This is a genomic window from Janibacter cremeus (genome assembly GCF_029395675.1).
GTDB classification, from domain to species: Bacteria; Actinomycetota; Actinomycetes; order Actinomycetales; family Dermatophilaceae; genus Janibacter; species Janibacter cremeus_A.
In genome coordinates this window covers 671,343-689,309 of the sequence record NZ_CP115184.1, presented here as the reverse complement: position 1 = coordinate 689,309, position 17,967 = coordinate 671,343, and the positions used below count along the sequence as shown (strand labels likewise).

Genomic DNA, 17,967 nt, shown 5'->3' with positions numbered 1-17,967 from the left:
GAGGCGACGCCGGGCTCGGTCACCCAGCCGCGGTCTCCACCGGCAGCCCGGCCAGGCGCCACTCGAGCATGCCGTCCTGGAGTCGGCGGGCACCGACGCCCGCGCTGTCGAGCAGGGCGACCGCGTCGCTGGCCATGACGCAGTACGCGCCCCGGCAGTAGGCCACCACGTCCCGGTCCGCAGGCAGCTCCGGCCACCGTTCCTCGATCTCGGCGAAGGGCACCGACCGGGCCCCGGGGATGTGGCCGGCCTTGAACTCCTCGGGCAGTCGCACGTCGAGCAGCGTGACCTCGTCGGCGGCCATCCGCTCCATCAGCTCCTCGCGGGTGACCTCGTCGACGTCTCCCTCCCCACCGACGTGGAGGTATGCCGCCAGGGCGAGGTCGACCTCTGCCGAGTACTGGGTGGCCACCGACTGCAGGTTCAGGTAGAGGTCGGCGACCTCGTCCCCGGCCAGTCGGTAGTACACCTTCGTGCCCTGCTTGCGGGTGCGCACGAGGCTGGAGAGCTTGAGCACCTGCAGATGGGCGGAGACCGTGCTCATGCCGGCCCCGACCTCCGTGGCCAGCGAGTCCACGGTGCGCTCCCCCTGCGTCAGGAGCCCGATCAGCTCCAGCCGCTTGGCATTGGCGAAGGCCTTGCCCACCACCGCCAGGCTGTCGAACACCTTGTCTTGCTTCTCCCGTGGCATCGCCGCCCCCTCATCTGTTGCCTCGACCCTACGATCTCATCCGTGCGGCCCTGCGGGCACGGCCCCCGGTCACAGCGGCAGCGCGAACCCCTCGACCCAGGTCTGGACCTCCGCGAGCCACCGCTGCCACCACCCGGAGACCAGGAGCAGTCCGATCACCACGAGGACCCCGCCGCCCAGTCGCGAGATGAGGCGCGTGTGCGACCGCGCCCAGCCGAAGCGGTCCACCGCCCTCGAGTAACCCCACGAGGCCATGAGGAAGGGGATGCCCAGCCCCAGGCAGTAGACGAAGGCCAGCAGGGCCGCCCTCCCGGTGCTGCCGCTGACCGCACCCATCGTCAGGACCGCGGCCAGCGTGGGGCCGATGCACGGGGTCCACCCCAGCCCGAAGAGCGCTCCCAGGACGGGCGCACCGGCCAGTCCCGGGGCCGGTCGGACCCGGCTGCGCACCTCGCGGGTCGACAGACCGGGCACGAGCCCGGCGAAGGCCAGCCCGAAGACGATCGTGAGCAGCCCCAACACCACCTGGATGGTCTGGCTGTGCTCCCTCAACAGCGACCCGGCCGCCCCGGCGGCCACCCCCAGGAGGACGAAGACCACGCTGAAGCCCAGGACGAACAGGGCGGTCCCCGAGACGACCACTCGCCGAGATGCCCCGCGGTCGGCATCGACGTCCACGAGGCCGCTGACGTACCCGAGGTAGCCCGGCAGCAGCGGCAGCACGCACGGGGAGAGGAAGGAGACGAGGCCCGCCACCGCGGCCACGAGGACTGCGAGGAGGAGGGGGCCCTCGTTGATCAGCTCCCCCACCCCGGTGATCACCATCGTCACTGGCTCTCGCTCACCTCATCGACCTCGTACGTCGTGCCGTCCTCGCTGACGTACTCGTTGTCGTGCTTGACCAGCAGGTTGTCCGCCCGGAACGTCCCCTCGGAGACGACGCCCTCGACGATCGCGCCCTGGCCCTCACGGAAGACCCCGGTCGTCGAGCCGTCGTAGGTGACCGGCACGTCCGTCACCCCGTCGGTGATGGTGAAGGTGACGACCCCACCGTCGCGGTCGATGCTCCCGTCGGCCACCATGCCGCCGAGGCGCACCCGGTCCTCCGTGACATCGAGGACCTCCGACGGCGTGTGGTAGTAGACCATGTTGTCCTGCAGCCCGTTGACGACGAAGGCGCCCAGCACGAGCGCGCCGACCACTCCGACGATGCCCAGCCGTGCGCCGGCGGAGACCCCCCGGCGACGTCGCGGCGTGGGGGTGCGTGCACCGTCCGTCATCACGACGGGTCCTGCCTCGACCACACGACGTACCCGGCCAGGACCACCGCCGTGAGCAGGTAGCCGATCAGTGCGAATGTCATTGCGTGCCTCCTTCGTCATCTCGCGCCCCGGGGGTCCCGACGCTCACCCTCGTCACGCTCTCGACCGGTCCACGCTCCACGTCCAGCACCGCCGTCTGACGGGCGACCCGCTCCCAGACGAGCGCCACCGCCAGCAGGGTGAGGGAGAACGTGGCCAGCAGGAGCAGCAGGACCATCTCCGTGGGCATCGTCTCCTGGGGCCCGCCGGGGCGCAGCACGCCCGGCGGCTGGTGCAGCGTGCGCCACCACACCGTCGAGAAGTGCACCACCGGCACGATCACCAGTGCCAGCACGCCGAAGACGGCCGAGCGTCGGGCGTTGACCGTGGCGTCCTCACTGAGGTCGCGAACACCCAGATACCCCAGGTAGATCAGCAGCAGGGCCGCCGTCGAGACCAGGCGCGGGTCCCAGGTCCAGAAGGTGCCCCAGGTCGGCTTGGCCCACAGGCTGCCCAGCACCAGGGTCAGGCCGGCCATCCCGACCCCGACGCTCGCGGCGGCTCCCGCGATCCGGTCCCACAGCATCCTGCGACGGACCAGGTAGGCGATGCTGCCGACCGCCACGAGCGCGAAGCAGACATAGGCCGTCCAGGCCGTGCCGACGTGCACGTAGAGCAGTCGTTGCGCGTCGCCCTGGTACCGGTCGGCCGGAACGACGAGCAGGGCGAGCAGGGCGACGACGGCGAGCAGGGAGAGAGACACCCCCAGCAGGGCGGTACGCGCTCGGGAGAGGTTCATCGGGTACTCATTCCTCCAGCAACATCGGGAAGGTCGCCCACACGGCGACGAGCAGCATCGCGTCCGTCCCCGCGAGCGTCAGGAACCACGGCGCGAGCGACGAGTCGGGGGTCGTCAGCATGGTCCCGGCGAGCAGGATCGGCAGGGCCAGCGGCAGGATCAACGTGGTCAGCAGGGCGCCGCCGCCCCCGGCCCGGGCGCCCGCGACCATGACGCCGAGCGCCACCGTGACGACGGCGAGGCCCAGGGTCCCCAGCAGCGCCGCCGGCCAGGCGGAGGCCGGGAGGTGCAGGTCGAACAGGGCCGTGACGAGCAGTGCGGTACCCGTCCAGGTCAGCGCCAGACGCAGCCACAGGGCCAGGCACTTGCCCACCAGCAGGTCGGTGGGCCGCACGAGCCCCCGCAGCAGGTCCCAGGTCCCCTCCTCACGCTCGCTCGCGGCCACGTCCCGGGCCTGCGGCGCCGCGCTGAGCAGGACCACGAGCCAGATCGTGCCCGGCCCGACGGCGGCCATCGTGGCCGGCACCGGGCCGAAGGCGAGCCCGGCCAGCAGGACGGCGGCCAGGACGAAGGAGACGGTGACGACGGTGGTCTCGGGTGAGAGCACGAGCACCCGCATCTCGCGCCGGACCACGGCGGCGACCGGCGTGCTCACGGGACCACTCGCACGACCCGGCCCTCGTCGAGCGTGAGGGCCGTGTCGGCCGGCAAGGAGTCGAGACCGGGGTCGTGGGTGGCCACGACGACCGTGCAGCCACGCTCACGCAACCGGCGGACCGACTGCGCCACGATCTGCGCGCCGCCGGCGTCCATGTGGGCGCTGGGCTCGTCGAGGCACACCAGGTCGGCCCCGGAGACCTCGGCCACGGCGAGGGTGAGTCGGTCGCGCTGCCCGCTGGACAGCTCGGCCACCCGGCGTCGGGCGATCGACGGGGGCAGGCCGACCCCGACCAGCACGCTCTCCACACCGCCACGGATCTCCCCCGCGGAGATTGCCGCGACCGTGCGCAGCGCGTCCTCGACGCGGTCACGACGCCGCGCCCCGTCCCCGGAGGCGAGGAGCAGTGCCGTGGCGTCGGAGCGCCGCTCACCCGTGGTCGGGCGCAGCAGACCGCAGATGATGCGCAGCAGCGTGGACTTGCCGGAGCCGTTCGCCCCGCGGACCACGAGCAGGCTCCCCTTCGCCAGGTCGAGATCGATCGGATGCACCACGACCTGGCTGCCGTAGGAGTGGCTGACCCCCCGCAGGAGGCACGCGAAGATCCCCGGCACCACCGTGGTGGTGGCCGGGGACCCCTCGCGCGTGGCCTGGGTCATCGATCCTCGGCGGAGTCGTCGAAGTTGCCGGCGGGGTCGTTGAACAGGTACTCGGACGTGCCGGCGGGCTTCTCGGTGTCGGTCGCGTAGTGGGTCTGCAGGTAGGCGATGATGCGCTTCGCCGTCGCGTCGTCGATCGGCGCTCCGTACTGCTCCCGCATCTTGGTCACCTCCGACTCCCAGTCCTCCTCCGTGAACCCCGAGTGCGTGACGATCGGGGCGAGCGAGTGGCAGGCCGTGCAGTAGGACTGGACCAACCCCTGGTCCTCCCCTTGCGCGAGCACCAGGTCGGCCCGGGGCAGGTCGTGCCCCTCGGCGACCGAGACGTCGCTCTGCCCCACCGACTGCGTCCGCAGCCCCACCACGGCGTAGACGCCGATCGCGATGATCGCTACGGCGACCAACGACAGGGAGGCGAACCACGTCACCCGGCGCCGCCGGGTCCGGAACGGGGACGTCCCGGTCCCTGCCTGGGTCGCCTTGTCCTCACTGCTGTTGTCAGTGCTCATCCGTCCTCCACCATGATGTGCGCGGCGTACAACCGGGCTGCGGTCTCCTTGCGTCCGCCGTTCTCCCGCACGTCCTCGGAGACCTCGACCGCCTGCTTCTCACCCGTCGTGCTCGTCGCACGACACATCACCGTGTGCTTCCCGGGCTCGTCGAACTCGATGTTCGCGCGCCACACGCGCCAGGTGTACTTGCCGTACGACTTCTCCAGCTTGGCCTTGTGCCAGCTCTTGCCGTCGTCGATCGAGTAGTCGACCTGCGCGATGCCGTCACCCTTGTCGTAGGCGACACCGGTGAACTCGATCGGTCGACGCGGCGGGACCGTGGTCCCGTCCGTGGGGGTGGTCACGAAGGAGTGCAGATTGAGCTTGTTGGGGGTGGCTTCCCGCCCCGACCACTCCATCGGGTGGTTGGTCTTGCGGATCTGGATCTCGACGAGCTGCTTGACCCACGGCGGTGCGTAGGTCCCGGGCACGACCAGCCGAACCGGGTAGCCGTTCCAGAACGGGATGTCCTCGCCGTTCATCTTCAGCGCGACGAGCGCCTCGTCGGGGATGGTGTCGAGGATGTAGGAACGCCAGTACTGCGGCTTGGTCATGGAGATGAGCCGTCCACCCCGGAAGGCGACGAACTCCGCCGAGTCGTCGACACCCACTTCCTTGAGCAGGTCCTTCAGCGGGATGCCGGTCCACTCGGCGGCCGAGAGGTCCCCCTTCGTCCACGGCATGCCGGGGATCATCGGGTGGTGCAGGCCGCGGCCCTGACCGGAGCACATGCCCACGGCTCCGACGGTCGTCGAGGAGCGCGCCAGCAGCTCCTCGTAGGTGAAGGTCACCTCGTTGTGCGCGGCGTCGCCACCGATCTTGAGGGTGTAGTCCTTCGGGTCCACCTCGAGCACGTCCGCCTCGCGGTAGCGCACGTAGTAGTAGTCGTTGTCCGTGTACGGATAGTTCTTCTCACCGATGAGCTTCTCGGCGGGCGTCTCGTAGTTCGGCGGGCGGTCGTAGACCTGCCCCATCGGCTTCTTCCCCGGCAGGGAGACCAAGGGGTAGGGGGTACCGACCTCCATCTTCAGGTCGGCCGCCGTGATGAGTTTCTTGCTCGCGGCCTGGGCGCTCTGCTCACCCAGGCCGGACGAGCAGCCTGCCAGGGCTGACAAGCCGATGACGCTCGCGCCACCGAAGAGCAGCTGTCGACGGTCCATTGCTTCCTCCCTCGTCACCGGTCCGCAGCCGGGGAGCTGCTGGACTGCGATGTGCTCTCACCACTGGGGGCGGGTGAGTATCTGTTGGCTGAATCGGCGCCCGGCATGGCCTCCGGGCTCGAGAATCCCATGATGTACTTCGCCACGCGGGTGCGCTCGTCCTCGGTGAGCAGTGCGGCGAAGGGGGGCATGGCCGTCCCGTGGCGCCCCTCGCCGATCACCTCGGCCAGGCCCTCCGCGGACTGCCCCGCCATCCACTGGGGGTTGCGGAAGTTGCGCGGCTCGGGGTCCAGACGACCCGCGGCCGGCCCCTCGCCGTCGCCGTCCACACCGTGGCAGGAGGCGCAGTAGGCCTGGTAGGTCCGCTCGGCCCACCCGCCCTGCTGCGGGTGCTCCCGCTGGGGCACGCCGGCCATCTGCCGCAGGTACCGCACGATCGAGCGGGTGTCGTCGTAGGTCAACTGGTCCCCGAAGGCGGGCATGGCGGTGTTGGGCAGGCCCTGGGTGACGGTGTTGATCAGCTCGTCGTCGCTCTTGGAGTTCAACCACCCGGGGTTGTTCAGCGCGCGCGGCTGGGTGCCGAAGGCCGCCGCCGCGTCCCCCTCACCATCTCCATTCGCACCGTGGCAGCCCGCGCAGGTGGCGGCGTACAGCTCCTTGCCCTTCTCGACGTCCTCGGAACCCATCGGTGCGTCCAGCGCCACCCGCGGGGACAGACCCCGGATGTAGGCGACGGCGGCCCAGATCTCCTTCTCGCTGAGCCGGTCGGCGAAGGAGGGCATGGCCGTGCCGGGCACCCCTCGCTGGATCGAGGTGTAGAAGACCCCGTCGGACTGGGAGGACATCCACTCGCTGTCGGTGAAGTCACGCGGCGGGACATCCATCCCGACCTCGGCCCACGCTCCGTCGCCGTTCCCGGAGCCGCCGTGGCACACCTGGCAGTTGGCGGCGTACACCTCGGCTCCCTTCGCCACCAGCTCGGTGTCGTAGGCCGCCGGCTCGGGTGCGGTCAACGGTGCGGCGCCCTCGCCCTCTTCGTGCTCCGCGGGACCGGCGCCCGTCCCTGCCGCGGAGGCATCGCTGCTGGGGGTGAGCTCCTCCGTGTGGGTCGAGGTGGTCAGCAGGTAGGCACCGCCGCCGATCGCCAGCGCGATCATCACCACGAAGAAGAGATTGGTCAGACGCATCTTCATCGGTTCTCCTCCTCACCGGGTGATTTGGTCGGCTCGTGGCCGCCCCACCGCTCACGGTCCCGCTCCAGCATCTCGTCGGCCGGGACCTGCAGTCGCTTGCGGAAGCGTCGGCTCACGAGCCCGACGACGGTGAAGGCCAGGATCAGCACGACGCCCAGGACGACGATGCCGAATGTCACGGTTGCGCTGCTCATGTCACAGTTTTCCCTGCTCGCCGTCGGTCTGCGGCCCCGCGACCCGCATGTTCTCGCCCAGCGACTGCAGGTAGGCCACGAGTGCCTCGCCCTCACGCGTCGGGGTGACCTCGCCGTCGGGGCCCTCGTCGAAGAGCCACGGGTAGCTCGGCATGATCGAGTCCGGCACGGTGCTGCGGGGGTTGTAGAGATGGGCCAGGTGCCAGTCGTCGGAGTAGACACCGGCGAGGCGGGACAGGTCCGGGCCGATGCGCCGGGTCCCCCACTGCTGCGGGTACTGGTCCTGGTACTCCCACGCCTCCGCGGCCTGGCCCCAGCGGACCTCGTCGGCGTCGGTCGTGCGCACGAACTGCGAGTGGCAGTAGGCGCACCCCTCGCGCTGGTAGATCTCGAAACCGTGCTGCTCCTCGGCGGTCATCGCCTGGTACGTCTCCGGCGTGTTCTTCTCGACCTGGTCGCCGATCTCGAGTGCCGGCAGCAGGCCCAGCCCGATGAACGAGACCAGCAGCGAGCCCACTCCGGCGAAGAGCAGGATCGACTCGAAGCGCTCGAAGCGCGTGTACCAGCCGGTGTGGGCCACGTCCGTCTCCTCCTCAGCCATGCTGCACCGCCTTCTTGGCCGCGGCGACGTCGACCGCCTTGTCGGCCACCTCGATCTCCTCGACCGGCTTCGCCTTGTGCAGGGCAGCGATGAAGAGGATGAATCCGATGAACAGGGCCGTACCGCTGACCGATCGCGTGATCCATCCGGGCATCGAGGCGGTCACCGAGTCGATCCACGGGTTGCCGCTGAGCCACATGGACGCCTGCTGCAGCCCCACGATGGTCAGGTCGATGATCATCGCGGACAGCGCGAGCGTGGACACCCAGAAGGAGGAACGCGCCAGCGCCGGGTCGGGCATCCGCCCGGAGACCATCGGCCAGAAGTGCAGGATGCCGCCGAAGACCATGAAGGTGGCGAAGCCGGCCATGGCCATGTGCGAGTGCGCGATGACCCAGTCGGTGAAGTGGATGACCTCCTGGACCGGCATGCCGGCCTGGTAGGCGCCCTGCAGGGACACGAGGATGTAGAAGAACAGCGCCATCCACACGAACCGCAGCGGCAGGTACGTCACGACCATCCGCGCCGAGCCCCGCAGGCTGGCGTAGAGGTTGACCACGACGATGACCACGGTCAGGCCCATGGCCACCGAGGCGGCGATCGCACTCGTCTGGGCGTGCATCGGGATCGGCGAGAAGGTGTAGTGGTGGATCCCGTTGAGCGGGTAGAAGTACACCAACCCCCAGAAGCCGATGAGCGACATGAAGTGGCTGAAGATCGGCCGGCCGGTCGCCGCCGGGATGACGTAGTAGGCGATCAGCAGCGCCAGGGGCGTGGTGAACATGCCGACCGCGTCGTGGATCCACAGCCCGGACAGGACCGCCCCGGTCGCGCCGGGCGTGACGAAGGGGGGCAGGAACTGGCCGATGATGAAGGCCACCGGCGTGAAGGTCAGGGCCAGCAGCAGGTACCAGCTCGCGACGTAGAGCGAGCTCTTGGCCTCGCGGCGCTGGCGGATGTACGGCGTGCACAGCTGCACGGCGAAGGCGAGGAGCCCGATGATGATGAAGACGTCGATGACGGCCGGGAACTCGCCCCACTCGACCGACTGCATCAGTCCGATGGACACCAGGACCCAGCCACCGATGACGACGCCGACGTTCCAGAACCAGAAGATCGCCCAGCCCAGGCGCTCGCTGAGGATCGGGCGGTTGGTCAGCGTCGGGACGGCGAAGTAGGCGAAGGCCATGAACCCGTTGACCAGCCAGGCGAGCAGGATGCCCTGGACGTGGTTGGCGCGGGTGCGGCCCCACGTCGACCACTCCTGCTGGCCCATGAACTCCGGGTCGTGGAACTTCCACGCGGTGATCAGACCGAACAGGGCCGCCACCAGCAGCAGCCAGAGGCCGGCCAGCGCGTGGGCCCGGATCAGCTTGGCGGGGATGGGCGCCGGCTCCTTGAAGACGTGCGGCATGTCCGTGCCGGGCACCGGCTGCCCACGTGGGACGAGCTCGTCCGAGGCGTCCTCGTCCGTGACGTTGCGGCGTGCGGTCAGGCTCACTGGAGGGCCCACCAGGTCCACGGCACGGCCAGGGCCATGACGGCGATGCAGAAGAGCAGCACGGTGCGGGGCGGCGGTGGCCAGTTGCCGGCCGACTCGGTGTACCGCTCCGGATTGGCATCTCGGTGGCGGGACTCCGTCTCGTCCACGTCGGGCCCGTCGTGGGTCGGACTCATCGTGCGAACTCCTCCTGTGGCGTGTGTGTGGCGAATGAGGTCATGGCGGCCGGCTCGGGCACGACATCCACGTCCTCGACCATGCCCATCTCCTCGTGACCGGGAAGCGTGCACAGGAAGGTGACCTTCTCCAGCCCGCTCAGGTCGACGGTGATCGTCTGCTCCTCCCCCGGCGCCAGCACCCGGGTCGCCCCCAGGACCTCCTCGCCGTCGAGCAGCTGCAGGTCGTGATCGGTGCTCCCCGCGTTGGTCACGGTGAGGGTCACCGTGGTGGCGAGCAGCGCGCCGGCAGAGCGCGTGAACGAGTAGTCGACGAGCCCGACGCGCACGTCCGCGGACGGCGCACCCTCGGCACTCGCGGACTCGTCCCCGCCGCCTGAAACACACCCGCCGAGCAGGAGCGCCACCACCGACAGGGCGGCGACGGCAGGCAGACGACGGTGGCGCATGGACCCTTCATACCGGTTCGCAGCCGGAAATGGAGGATTTCACGCAGAATTCCATGAAATTTTGGAGAATGCGGCCCTCGCGGGTCGACCAGCCGCTCCCACCGAGTCGAATCACCCATCGCCGGCCTCCACCTCGAGCTGCTCGGCGATGCCCTCGACCGCCTGGCGTCCGGGGTGCTCCTGCGGTGCCACGTCGAGGTACTCCCGGACCGCCCGCAGCCCCTCGCTGTCGTCCTCATCGGTCACTGCGAGGGAGCGCAGCAGCAGGGCGTCGACGTTGCGCGGCTCGTCCTCCAGGACCGCCTGGGAGTTCGTCCGCACCAGCTCCGGCCGACCGGCGGAGAGTGCCTCCGCGGCCAGGGACAGGCGCAGCCCGGTGTCCTCCGGGGCGGCCCGCACCCTGCTGCGCAGCTCGTCGAGCCGGCGCTGCGCGGCCTCGTCGTCGGGCGCTGCCGGAGAAGGATCGGACGAGCCGCCAGGGCCATCAGGACCCTCGGGGCCGGCAGGAGCCGGCGCCGAGCCGGTGATGAGGCCTCCGGTGGCACGGTCGCCGGTGTTGACCTGCAGGGACAGCACGATGACCATGCCGAGCCCGACGACGACGAGGCCCCACCCGGCGAACCTCGGCAGGCGCAGCCGCCCGGCGAGGACGAGGACGAGGACGATGCCGACGACGGCGACGAGGGCGGGCACGGCCCAGATGAGCCATCCCCCGCCGCTCGCGGGCGGCTGGAGCAGGACCCAGTCGCTGTACAGGTCGACGAAGTGGGTCCGGATCTGCTCGTCACTGCGTCCGGCGGCGATCTGGTCGTCGATGATCTCGCGCATGCTGCCGGCCATCGGGGACGTGGAGTCGGCGACGGAGAGCCCGTTGCACGTGGGGCACCGCAGCGACTCGGCGATGGCGTCCGAGCGCGCCGAGGGGGAGCTGGGCCCGCCGCTGCTGGTGTGGACGAGACCCGCTGCAGCGATGGCCAGCAGCGCGACGACGAGCACGTCGCGGATCAGTCGCCGAGCATCGGGACGACGTTGTCGCTCACCCACTGGCCGGTCACCTCCCCCACGAGTCGTTCGCGCACGCGACCTTCCGGGTCGATGACGAAGGTCTCCGGGACCCCGGAGGTCGCCCAGGCGACGGCGATGTGGCCGTTGGGGTCACGGATGCTCGGGTAGGCCTTCCCGCCGAGCTCCTCGAGGAACTCACGGGCCTCGTCGATCCCGTCCTGGGTGTTGATCCCCAGGACGGTGAGCCCGCGTGGCCCGAGGGCGGTGGCAGCCTCCTTGAGGACGGGGTACTCCGCGCGGCACGGGTAGCACCACGAGGCCCAGACGTTGACCAGGACGACGTCCCCGCGGAAGTCGGCCAGCGCGACCTCCCCGCCGTCCAGCTCGGGCCCGGACAACGCCGGGGCGGGTTCACCGACGACGAGGTTCGGTGTGGTCTGCGCGTCACCCTCCAGCGTGCGGTACCCGGCGAACGCGCCGCCTCCGATGATCGCCGCGGCCGCGGCGACCTTGATCGCCTTGCGACGGGTCGTGGTGGTGGCCGGCTCGGCGTCGGTGCGCGCGGGCTCGTTCCTCGGCTCGGTCGTCCTGGGCTCAGTCATCGGTGCCCTTCGCTCCGGCGGGGACCGGGGTCGGGGTGGACGCGCGCTCCTCGCGCCGACGGGTGCGACGCTCGGCCCGGGAGGGCCAGGCGGCGAGGAGGGCGCCGGCGGTGATCACGCCACCGGAGAGCCACAGCCAGGTCACCAGGGGGGTGACGGCGATCTTCACGTGGGCCTGCTGCGCGTCCGAGTCCGCCGAGGAGACGGTGAGGTAGGCGTCGGCCAGCAGGTCGCTGTGGATGGCCGGGCGGCCGATGGCTTCGTTCATCGACGGGTAGAAGCGCATCTGGGGGGCGTACTCACCCAGGGTGCCCCCTCCCTTCGTCAAGGTGGTCTGCGCACCGATGACCATGAAGCGGTCGGTGCGCTCCCGGGTGATGTCGGTGAGGGTGGCGGTGTAGCCGCCCACGCTCACCGACTCCCCGACCTCCAGGGTCGCCTCGCGGCTCTGCTCGAGCGTGCCGGACGCCGTGACGGCGGCGACGGCCAGGAAGATCCCGGCGTGCACGAGCATGCCGCCGTAGCGGCGACGGCGGGTGACCAGCACGCGGCGGCCCGCCCGCCAGCGCGACTCGCCGGAGCGACGGGCCGTGCGGACGTCGCGGGCCAGCAGGACGCCGAGGGCCGTCACGGCGAAGGCGACGGCGCCGTAGCCCAGGCTGGCACCGATCCCGCCACCGACGAGGAAGGCGGTCGCGGCGACGACCACCAGGCCCACGACGGCGGGAGTGCGCAGGAGGTCGACGACCTGCTGGCGCTCCACACCGCCCCAGGGCACGAGGGGCCCGATCCCCATGAGCACGATGACCAGCAGGGCGATCGGGACGACGATGTCGTTGAAGAAGGGGGCGCCGACGCTCGAGGGACCTCCCCCGGCCGCTTCGCGGATCAGCGGGAAGACCGTGCCGATGAGGACCGTCACGCCCAGGGTGACGAAGAGGACGTTGTTGACCAGCAGGACCGCCTCACGGCTGCGCACGGCCTCGATGCCGCCGGGCGACCCGAGGCGGTCGGAGCGCCAGATGAGCAGGCTGACGACCGCGAGGACGACGAGTGCGATGTACGTCAGGAACGCCGGCCCGATGGTGCTCTCCGTGAAGGCGTGCACGCTCGCGACGACGCCGCTGCGGGTCAGGAAGGTCCCGATGAGCACCATGACGAACGTCGCCGCGGCGAGGGTGATGTTCCAGACCCCCAGGATCTGGCGTCGCTCCTGCACCATGACGGAGTGGATCAGAGCCGTGGCGGTGAACCACGGGAGGATGGACGCGTTCTCCACCGGGTCCCAGGCCCAGTAGCCGCCCCAGCCGAGGACGGCGTAGGACCACCACATCCCCATGAGGATGCCCATGGTCAGGCAGGTCCAGGCAAAGAGGGTCCACCGGCGAAGGGGGACGAGCCACTGCCGTCCCGTGCGTCCGGTGATCAGCGCGGCGACCGCATAGGCGAAGGGGATGGTCAGCCCGACGTAGCCCAGGTACAGCAGGGGCGGGTGGATGGCCATGAGCGGGTGGTCCTGCAGCAGCGGGTTCGGGCCGGGGCCGTCCGCGGGGACGGGGCTCATCCTGCCGAAGGCCGAGCTGGTGAACAGCGCCAGACCGAAGAAGAAGACCATGACGCTGGCGAAGGTGGCCATCATCCACGCGTGCAGGTCGGCCACCCTGGGCGCACGGCGCGCCAGGGCGAGTCCGTAGCCGGCGAGGACCACGAGCCACAGGAGCAAGGAGCCCTCGAGCGCCGCCCACAGGCCGGTGATCCGGTAGTAGAGCGGCACGGCCGTGCCGCTGTTCTCGGCGACGTAGCGCACGGAGAAGTCGTTGGTCACCAAGGCGATCTCCATGACGACCGCGGCGGCGAGCGCTGCGATGAAGGACAACGCCATCATCAGGCCCGCCAGCGGCTGGGCGCTGGCGCGACCGCGCGCGACCATCACCCACAGCCCGAGCGCCACGACCGACGTCCCGACACCGGCCGCGACGGCGATGGGACCGAGGATGCTGAGCATGACGAGGAGATCCTCCAGAATTCTTTGGACCTTTGGAGGGAGCGTAACGCATGGCTCGCGCGCTCCAGCAGGTCACGGCCCCCGACCGGTGAACGGTCGCGGGCACCCTCGGCCCGGTCGTGGAGGAGCTCGACCGGGCCGGACCCGATCCTCTAGCCGCGCGTCCCCTTCACGAAGTCGGCGACCACCTCTCCCAGCTCACAGCCGGCGTCCTCCTGCAGGAAGTGACCGGCAGCGGGGATGACCGGGTGGTCCAGACCCTGTGCACCGGGGACGTGTCGCTTGAGGATCGGACCCATCGCCGCGGTGATGGGGTCGCTGTCGCTGAATGCGACGAGGAAGGGCTTGTCCCACCGGCCCAGCTCCTCCCACGCGCGACGGTTCGCCGTCGTTGCCGGGTCGTCGGGCGAGGTCGGCACCAGTCCGGGCATCGCCCGGGGGCCGGCCTTGTACGCCTCGTCCGGGAAGGGCGCGCCGTAGGCGGCCCGGGCTTCGGCGCTCATCTGCTGCGCACATCCCGAGGCGACCAGCCGGCCGACGTCGAGGACCTCGGCGCCCTCCACCGCACGCCGGAAGTCCCACCAGACGGGCGGCATGTCGTGGTCACCCGTCGGCAAACCGGTGTTGGCGGCCACGACCGAGGCGAACCGGTCCGGGTTCTCAGCGACCAGGCGCAGACCGATGAGCCCGCCCCAGTCCTGGCCGACGAGGGTGACGTCCCGCAGGTCGAGCACGTCGAGGACGAGGCTGCGCACCCACTCCACGTGCCGCGCGTAGGAGTGCGCTGCTGGATCGGTCGGCTTGTCCGAGCGGCCGAAGCCGACGAGGTCAACCGCGACCGAGTGGACGCCGGCGTCGGCGAGCGTCGTCATCACGTGTCGGTAGAGGTAGGACCAGCTCGGCTCCCCGTGGAGGAGCAGCACCGTGGGTGCGTCGTCGGCCGACGGGCCGGCCTCGACCCACGCCATGCGCAGGGTGCCGCCGTCCTGGTCGGGGACGTCGGCGTAGCGGGGCTCGAGGTCGAAGTCGGGCAGGTCGGCGAATCGGTCGTCCGGGGTGCGCAGTGTCTCCATGCCGGGAGCCTACGAGCCGGAGCCGGCTAGCGACGGTCCAGACAGCGACCACGGCGGTAGGCTCACGTTCGCTATGGCAGCAGACCCCGACCTCGGCAGCATGGTGTCGGTCGACACCGTGCTGGCAGTGCTGGACCTGATCGTCTCGGACGACGTGTCCGGCTCGAGCATCCACGCCGCCCTCGCCGGCGAGGACCTCACCACCGATGCGGCTGCCCGGATCGAGGAGCAGGCCGACCACGTCCGAACGACCTTCCGTCGGTGGCGACGACGCGAGCAGGAGCTGTCCGCGATTCTCTCGGGGGTCCGGGAGCTCGTGGAGCTGCGGGACGTCGACGAGCTCCTGGCGCGACTCGTCGACCGCGCCCGCGGACTGCTGGGCGCCGACGTGGCCTACCTGACGGGGCACCACAACAACGCGCTGCGCGTCCGCACGACCTCGGGCGTGGTCGCGCCCGAGCTGCGCGAGCTGGTCGTCCCCGTGGGCATGGGACTTGCCAGCAGGGTCGTCACCCACCGCTCACCACAGTGGACGACCTCGTACCAGGAGAACGAGGAGATCCCCCACGATCCGGACATCGACCGTGCCGTCGCCGCCGAAGGACTGAAGTCCCTGCTCGGTGTCCCCCTACTCGCGGGCACCGAGGTCCTGGGAGCGCTCTTCGCCGCAAACCGGAGCACCTACGAGTTCAGCCCGGACGAGATCGCCCTGCTCGGCGCCTTCGCCGACCATGCGGCCGTCGTGCTGCAGACGGCCCGGCTGCTGGATGCTACCCAGTCGGCTGCTGAGGCCGCTCGGGAGGCAACCACCGTCCTCTCCCAGAACCTGGCCGCGACCGAACGGTCCAGCCGGGTACACGAAGACCTCACCTCCGTCGTGGTGAGCGGGGGTTCGGCCCAGGAGATCGCCGCGACCCTCAGCAGCTCCCTCGGCCGACGGGTGGTGGTGCTTGATCGGCACCTCTCCCCCATCGCCGACGCGCCATCAGCGGACGGCGCCTCCGGGGTCGCTCGGGGCGCCCGATCCGCCGCCGTGCACACGGCGATCGACCAGAGCAGGCACTCGGGCCTGTGCGTGCCGGTCGACGGCCCCGGCGAGGGATGCGAGTTCGTCGTGGCAGTGGTCACGGCCGATGCGATCCTCGGTGCCCTGCTCCTGGGCAGCGGTGACCTGGAGTTCGGTGCCGTGGAGCGGCGGACCGTCGAACGGGCCGCGCAGATCATGGCCCTGGTGACGCTGAAGCAGGATGCGATCATCGCCGCCGAGAACCGGGTCAGCGACGAGCTGTTGTCCGATGTGCTCAACCCCCGCACCCCGAACAACGAGGCGATCATCGCGCGCGCCCGCAACCGTGGCATTCACCTCGACCAGGTCCGCTCCGCGGTGGCGCTGAGGCTGCCGGACGACCTGCACCACCGCTCGCTGAACGTCCTGCGTCAGATGACCTCGACCGTCCTCGCCGGCGAGGAGGGCGATCTCCTGGTCGCCCTGACCACGGAAGAGGACCCCGTCGCGGCGGCCGACCTGACACGCCAGCACCTGTGCGGCCACTCGATCGCACCGGTGCTGGCCGTCGGTGGCCCTCCGGCCGAGACCGTCGACGACGTGGGTGACTCCTTCGAGACCGCCCGTCGGTGCGCCGCGCTCCTCGACGGCCTCGGCCGCATCGACGGGGTCGTCGATGTGCGCGCGTACGCGCCCTACCTGGCAATGTTCGGCGACGACGCCACCACACTGACGGACTTCATCGACGTGGCGATCGGTCCCGTCCTCACGTGGGACGCCGAGCGCGGGAGTGAGCTGCTGATCACTCTGCACGCCTTCATCGAGGCCCAGTCCAGCCCCACCCGGACGGCCCGCCGACTGCACGTGCACGTCAACACCGTCCTGCAGCGACTGGACCGCATCGCCACCCTCCTGGGAGCCGACTGGCGCGAGCCGGAGCCGCTGTTCCGGATCACGGTGGCCGTCCGCCTGCACACCCTCGCGCGCGCCACATAGATCATCCACACATGTCCCGGCATGGAGTGCTGGATGATCCATACCTGTGTTCCACGTCACCCGGTCCCTAGCCTGAGATCCGACGGCGGCGAACCGCCGCACGGCGACCCCTCGTGACGCAACGATGCGCACGGCGAGAACGGAGCAGCACGTGGCCAGGACCAGCAGGCCGACGGGATTCCGCCAGGAGTCCCCCTCGGGACGACGCGACATCGCCAGCGAGGCCGCCGGACTGCCACCGGGATCGCTCGAGGCCTTCACGGACGAAGGGGGGCTCGGCGCCGACCGGGCCGATCACATGATCGAGAACGTCGTCGGTGTCTTCGGAGTACCCGTGGGGCTGGCCACCAACTTCATCATCAACGGCTCCGAGGTCCTCGTCCCGATGGCGACTGAGGAGCCCTCGGTCGTCGCGGCCGCGAGCAATGCCGCACGCATCGCCCGCGCCACCGGCGGCTTCCACGCCTCCTGCAGCGCCCCGGAGATGCAGGCGCAGATCCAGGTGGTGGACGTGCCCGACCCGGAAGCCGCGTGCCTGCGGGTGCTCGCTGCGCGCGAGGAACTCATGGTCGCCGCAGACGAGCAGGACACGGCGCTCGTCTCCTTCGGCGGCGGAGTGCGAGACATCGTCGCCCGCACCGTGCACACCCGCGTCGGCACCCACGTGGTCGTCCACCTCGTCGTGGACGTGCGTGACGCCATGGGTGCGAATGCCGTGAACACCATGGCCGAGGCCCTGGCCCCACGCATCGCCGAGCTGACGAGGGGCCGCACGCTCCTGCGCATCCTGACCAACAAGGCCGACCGCCGCCTCGCGCGCGCCCATGCGGTGCTCGATTCCGACGAGCTCGGTGGCCGGCAGGTGGTGCGGGACATGGTTGCAGCGGCTGCGCTCGCCGAGGCCGATCCCTACCGGGCAGCCACCCACAACAAGGGGATCATGAACGGCATCACCGCCGTGGCCCTGGCCACCGGCAACGACACCCGTGCCATCGAGGCCGGTGCCCATTCCCACGCGGTCACCGCCGACGGGCGGTACACGGCCCTCTCCCACTTCGAGGAGGACGCCGACGGCAACCTCTCGGTCAGCCTCGAGCTGCCCATGGCCGTTGGCATCATCGGCGGGGCCACCAAGACCCACCCGAGCGCGGGAGCGGCGCTGGCCCTGATGGGGATCACCAGCGCCGACCAGCTGGCCCACGTCATCGTCTCGGTCGGACTCGCCCAGAACGTCGCCGCCCTGCGCGCCTTGGCCACCGAAGGCATCCAGCGGGGCCACATGACCCTTCACCGGCGCAGCGTCGCCTCCGCTCCGTCGGACCACGCCGACGCGACCTGACCCGCCAC

At 70.5% G+C, this 17,967-nt stretch carries 20 protein-coding genes; 2 read left to right on the top strand and 18 right to left on the bottom strand.

The window, feature by feature from the left end; translation table 11 throughout:
* Nucleotides 1-19: 19 nt before the first annotated feature.
* From O9K63_RS03130 to O9K63_RS03045, 18 genes are all read right to left on the bottom strand, one after another.
* Entirely contained in the window at nucleotides 20-667 is a 648-nt protein-coding gene (locus O9K63_RS03130) for a metalloregulator ArsR/SmtB family transcription factor (protein ID WP_277240453.1), read from the bottom strand.
* A 93-nt stretch (nucleotides 668-760) separates the two neighbouring features.
* Complete coding sequence (locus O9K63_RS03125) at nucleotides 761-1,516, bottom strand: cytochrome c biogenesis CcdA family protein (RefSeq protein WP_277242250.1); 756 nt, start codon at nucleotides 1,514-1,516, stop codon at nucleotides 761-763.
* A 2-nt stretch (nucleotides 1,517-1,518) separates the two neighbouring features.
* The gene (locus tag O9K63_RS03120) at nucleotides 1,519-1,971 is read right to left on the bottom strand and encodes a cytochrome c maturation protein CcmE (protein ID WP_277240452.1); all 453 of its coding nucleotides are present in this window, start codon (nucleotides 1,969-1,971) and stop codon (nucleotides 1,519-1,521) included.
* 79 nt (nucleotides 1,972-2,050) lie between these two features.
* A complete protein-coding gene (ccsA, locus tag O9K63_RS03115) occupies nucleotides 2,051-2,791 on the bottom strand; it encodes a cytochrome c biogenesis protein CcsA (RefSeq protein WP_277240451.1) in 741 nt (246 codons plus the stop codon).
* Nucleotides 2,792-2,798: 7 nt separating this feature from the next.
* Complete coding sequence (locus tag O9K63_RS03110) at nucleotides 2,799-3,446, bottom strand: heme exporter protein CcmB (protein ID WP_277240450.1); 648 nt, start codon at nucleotides 3,444-3,446, stop codon at nucleotides 2,799-2,801.
* Nucleotides 3,443-4,108 carry an ABC transporter ATP-binding protein gene (locus O9K63_RS03105; RefSeq protein ID WP_277240449.1) on the bottom strand — a complete coding sequence of 222 codons (666 nt, stop codon included), beginning with the start codon at nucleotides 4,106-4,108 and terminating at the stop codon, nucleotides 3,443-3,445. The genes O9K63_RS03110 and O9K63_RS03105 overlap by 4 nt, the downstream gene beginning before the upstream one ends.
* Nucleotides 4,105-4,617 (bottom strand): c-type cytochrome, encoded by a 513-nt coding sequence (locus O9K63_RS03100; RefSeq protein ID WP_277240448.1) that lies wholly within the window; start codon nucleotides 4,615-4,617, stop codon nucleotides 4,105-4,107. The genes O9K63_RS03105 and O9K63_RS03100 overlap by 4 nt, the downstream gene beginning before the upstream one ends.
* Nucleotides 4,614-5,819, bottom strand: coding sequence for a molybdopterin-dependent oxidoreductase (locus tag O9K63_RS03095; RefSeq protein ID WP_277240447.1), 1,206 nt, complete (start codon nucleotides 5,817-5,819; stop codon nucleotides 4,614-4,616). Before O9K63_RS03095 ends, O9K63_RS03100 begins: the two co-directional genes overlap by 4 nt.
* Nucleotides 5,820-5,833: 14 nt before the next feature.
* A complete protein-coding gene (locus O9K63_RS03090; protein WP_277240446.1) occupies nucleotides 5,834-7,012 on the bottom strand; it encodes a cytochrome c in 1,179 nt (392 codons plus the stop codon).
* Nucleotides 7,009-7,206, bottom strand: a complete 198-nt coding sequence (locus O9K63_RS03085; RefSeq protein ID WP_277240445.1) for a hypothetical protein — start codon at nucleotides 7,204-7,206, stop codon at nucleotides 7,009-7,011. Before O9K63_RS03085 ends, O9K63_RS03090 begins: the two co-directional genes overlap by 4 nt.
* A 1-nt stretch (nucleotide 7,207) precedes the next feature.
* A complete protein-coding gene (locus O9K63_RS03080; protein WP_277240443.1) occupies nucleotides 7,208-7,807 on the bottom strand; it encodes a cbb3-type cytochrome c oxidase subunit II in 600 nt (199 codons plus the stop codon).
* The gene (locus O9K63_RS03075; protein WP_277240441.1) at nucleotides 7,800-9,308 is read right to left on the bottom strand and encodes a cbb3-type cytochrome c oxidase subunit I; all 1,509 of its coding nucleotides are present in this window, start codon (nucleotides 9,306-9,308) and stop codon (nucleotides 7,800-7,802) included. The genes O9K63_RS03080 and O9K63_RS03075 overlap by 8 nt, the downstream gene beginning before the upstream one ends.
* Nucleotides 9,305-9,484 carry a hypothetical protein gene (locus O9K63_RS03070; protein ID WP_277240440.1) on the bottom strand — a complete coding sequence of 60 codons (180 nt, stop codon included), beginning with the start codon at nucleotides 9,482-9,484 and terminating at the stop codon, nucleotides 9,305-9,307. The genes O9K63_RS03075 and O9K63_RS03070 overlap by 4 nt, the downstream gene beginning before the upstream one ends.
* Nucleotides 9,481-9,933 carry a plastocyanin/azurin family copper-binding protein gene (locus O9K63_RS03065; RefSeq protein WP_277240438.1) on the bottom strand — a complete coding sequence of 151 codons (453 nt, stop codon included), beginning with the start codon at nucleotides 9,931-9,933 and terminating at the stop codon, nucleotides 9,481-9,483. Before O9K63_RS03065 ends, O9K63_RS03070 begins: the two co-directional genes overlap by 4 nt.
* A 111-nt stretch (nucleotides 9,934-10,044) precedes the next feature.
* On the bottom strand, nucleotides 10,045-10,977 hold the full coding sequence (locus tag O9K63_RS03060; protein WP_277240437.1) for a cytochrome c-type biogenesis protein: 933 nt from the start codon (nucleotides 10,975-10,977) through the stop codon (nucleotides 10,045-10,047).
* Nucleotides 10,938-11,540 carry a TlpA family protein disulfide reductase gene (locus O9K63_RS03055; RefSeq protein WP_277240435.1) on the bottom strand — a complete coding sequence of 201 codons (603 nt, stop codon included), beginning with the start codon at nucleotides 11,538-11,540 and terminating at the stop codon, nucleotides 10,938-10,940. The genes O9K63_RS03060 and O9K63_RS03055 overlap by 40 nt, the downstream gene beginning before the upstream one ends.
* Nucleotides 11,533-13,545 carry a heme lyase CcmF/NrfE family subunit gene (locus O9K63_RS03050; RefSeq protein ID WP_277240433.1) on the bottom strand — a complete coding sequence of 671 codons (2,013 nt, stop codon included), beginning with the start codon at nucleotides 13,543-13,545 and terminating at the stop codon, nucleotides 11,533-11,535. The genes O9K63_RS03055 and O9K63_RS03050 overlap by 8 nt, the downstream gene beginning before the upstream one ends.
* 152 nt (nucleotides 13,546-13,697) lie before the next feature.
* Entirely contained in the window at nucleotides 13,698-14,618 is a 921-nt protein-coding gene (locus O9K63_RS03045) for a haloalkane dehalogenase (RefSeq protein WP_277240432.1), read from the bottom strand.
* 73 nt (nucleotides 14,619-14,691) lie between these two features.
* Between O9K63_RS03045 and O9K63_RS03040 the strand changes: the two genes are divergently transcribed.
* Complete coding sequence (locus O9K63_RS03040) at nucleotides 14,692-16,620, top strand: helix-turn-helix domain-containing protein (protein ID WP_277240430.1); 1,929 nt, start codon at nucleotides 14,692-14,694, stop codon at nucleotides 16,618-16,620.
* 151 nt (nucleotides 16,621-16,771) lie between these two features.
* Nucleotides 16,772-17,959 carry a hydroxymethylglutaryl-CoA reductase, degradative gene (locus O9K63_RS03035; RefSeq protein WP_277240428.1) on the top strand — a complete coding sequence of 396 codons (1,188 nt, stop codon included), beginning with the start codon at nucleotides 16,772-16,774 and terminating at the stop codon, nucleotides 17,957-17,959.
* The last annotated feature ends 8 nt before the right edge of the window (nucleotides 17,960-17,967 follow it).

Excerpts from the sequence above, each read along its gene's own strand:
- O9K63_RS03125 (WP_277242250.1), bottom strand. The coding sequence starts at position 1,516 with ATGGTGATCACCGGGGTGGGGGAGCTGATCAACGAGGGCCCCCTCCTC.
- O9K63_RS03120 (WP_277240452.1), bottom strand. The coding sequence starts at position 1,971 with ATGACGGACGGTGCACGCACCCCCACGCCGCGACGTCGCCGGGGGGTC.
- ccsA (WP_277240451.1), bottom strand. The coding sequence starts at position 2,791 with ATGAACCTCTCCCGAGCGCGTACCGCCCTGCTGGGGGTGTCTCTCTCC.
- O9K63_RS03105 (WP_277240449.1), bottom strand. The coding sequence starts at position 4,108 with ATGACCCAGGCCACGCGCGAGGGGTCCCCGGCCACCACCACGGTGGTG.
- O9K63_RS03100 (WP_277240448.1), bottom strand. The coding sequence starts at position 4,617 with ATGAGCACTGACAACAGCAGTGAGGACAAGGCGACCCAGGCAGGGACC.
- O9K63_RS03095 (WP_277240447.1), bottom strand. The coding sequence starts at position 5,819 with ATGGACCGTCGACAGCTGCTCTTCGGTGGCGCGAGCGTCATCGGCTTG.
- O9K63_RS03090 (WP_277240446.1), bottom strand. The coding sequence starts at position 7,012 with ATGAAGATGCGTCTGACCAATCTCTTCTTCGTGGTGATGATCGCGCTG.
- O9K63_RS03085 (WP_277240445.1), bottom strand. The coding sequence starts at position 7,206 with ATGAGCAGCGCAACCGTGACATTCGGCATCGTCGTCCTGGGCGTCGTG.
- O9K63_RS03080 (WP_277240443.1), bottom strand. The coding sequence starts at position 7,807 with ATGGCTGAGGAGGAGACGGACGTGGCCCACACCGGCTGGTACACGCGC.
- O9K63_RS03070 (WP_277240440.1), bottom strand. The coding sequence starts at position 9,484 with ATGAGTCCGACCCACGACGGGCCCGACGTGGACGAGACGGAGTCCCGC.
- O9K63_RS03065 (WP_277240438.1), bottom strand. The coding sequence starts at position 9,933 with ATGCGCCACCGTCGTCTGCCTGCCGTCGCCGCCCTGTCGGTGGTGGCG.
- O9K63_RS03055 (WP_277240435.1), bottom strand. The coding sequence starts at position 11,540 with ATGACTGAGCCCAGGACGACCGAGCCGAGGAACGAGCCCGCGCGCACC.
- O9K63_RS03050 (WP_277240433.1), bottom strand. The coding sequence starts at position 13,545 with ATGCTCAGCATCCTCGGTCCCATCGCCGTCGCGGCCGGTGTCGGGACG.
- O9K63_RS03045 (WP_277240432.1), bottom strand. The coding sequence starts at position 14,618 with ATGGAGACACTGCGCACCCCGGACGACCGATTCGCCGACCTGCCCGAC.
- O9K63_RS03040 (WP_277240430.1), top strand. The coding sequence starts at position 14,692 with ATGGCAGCAGACCCCGACCTCGGCAGCATGGTGTCGGTCGACACCGTG.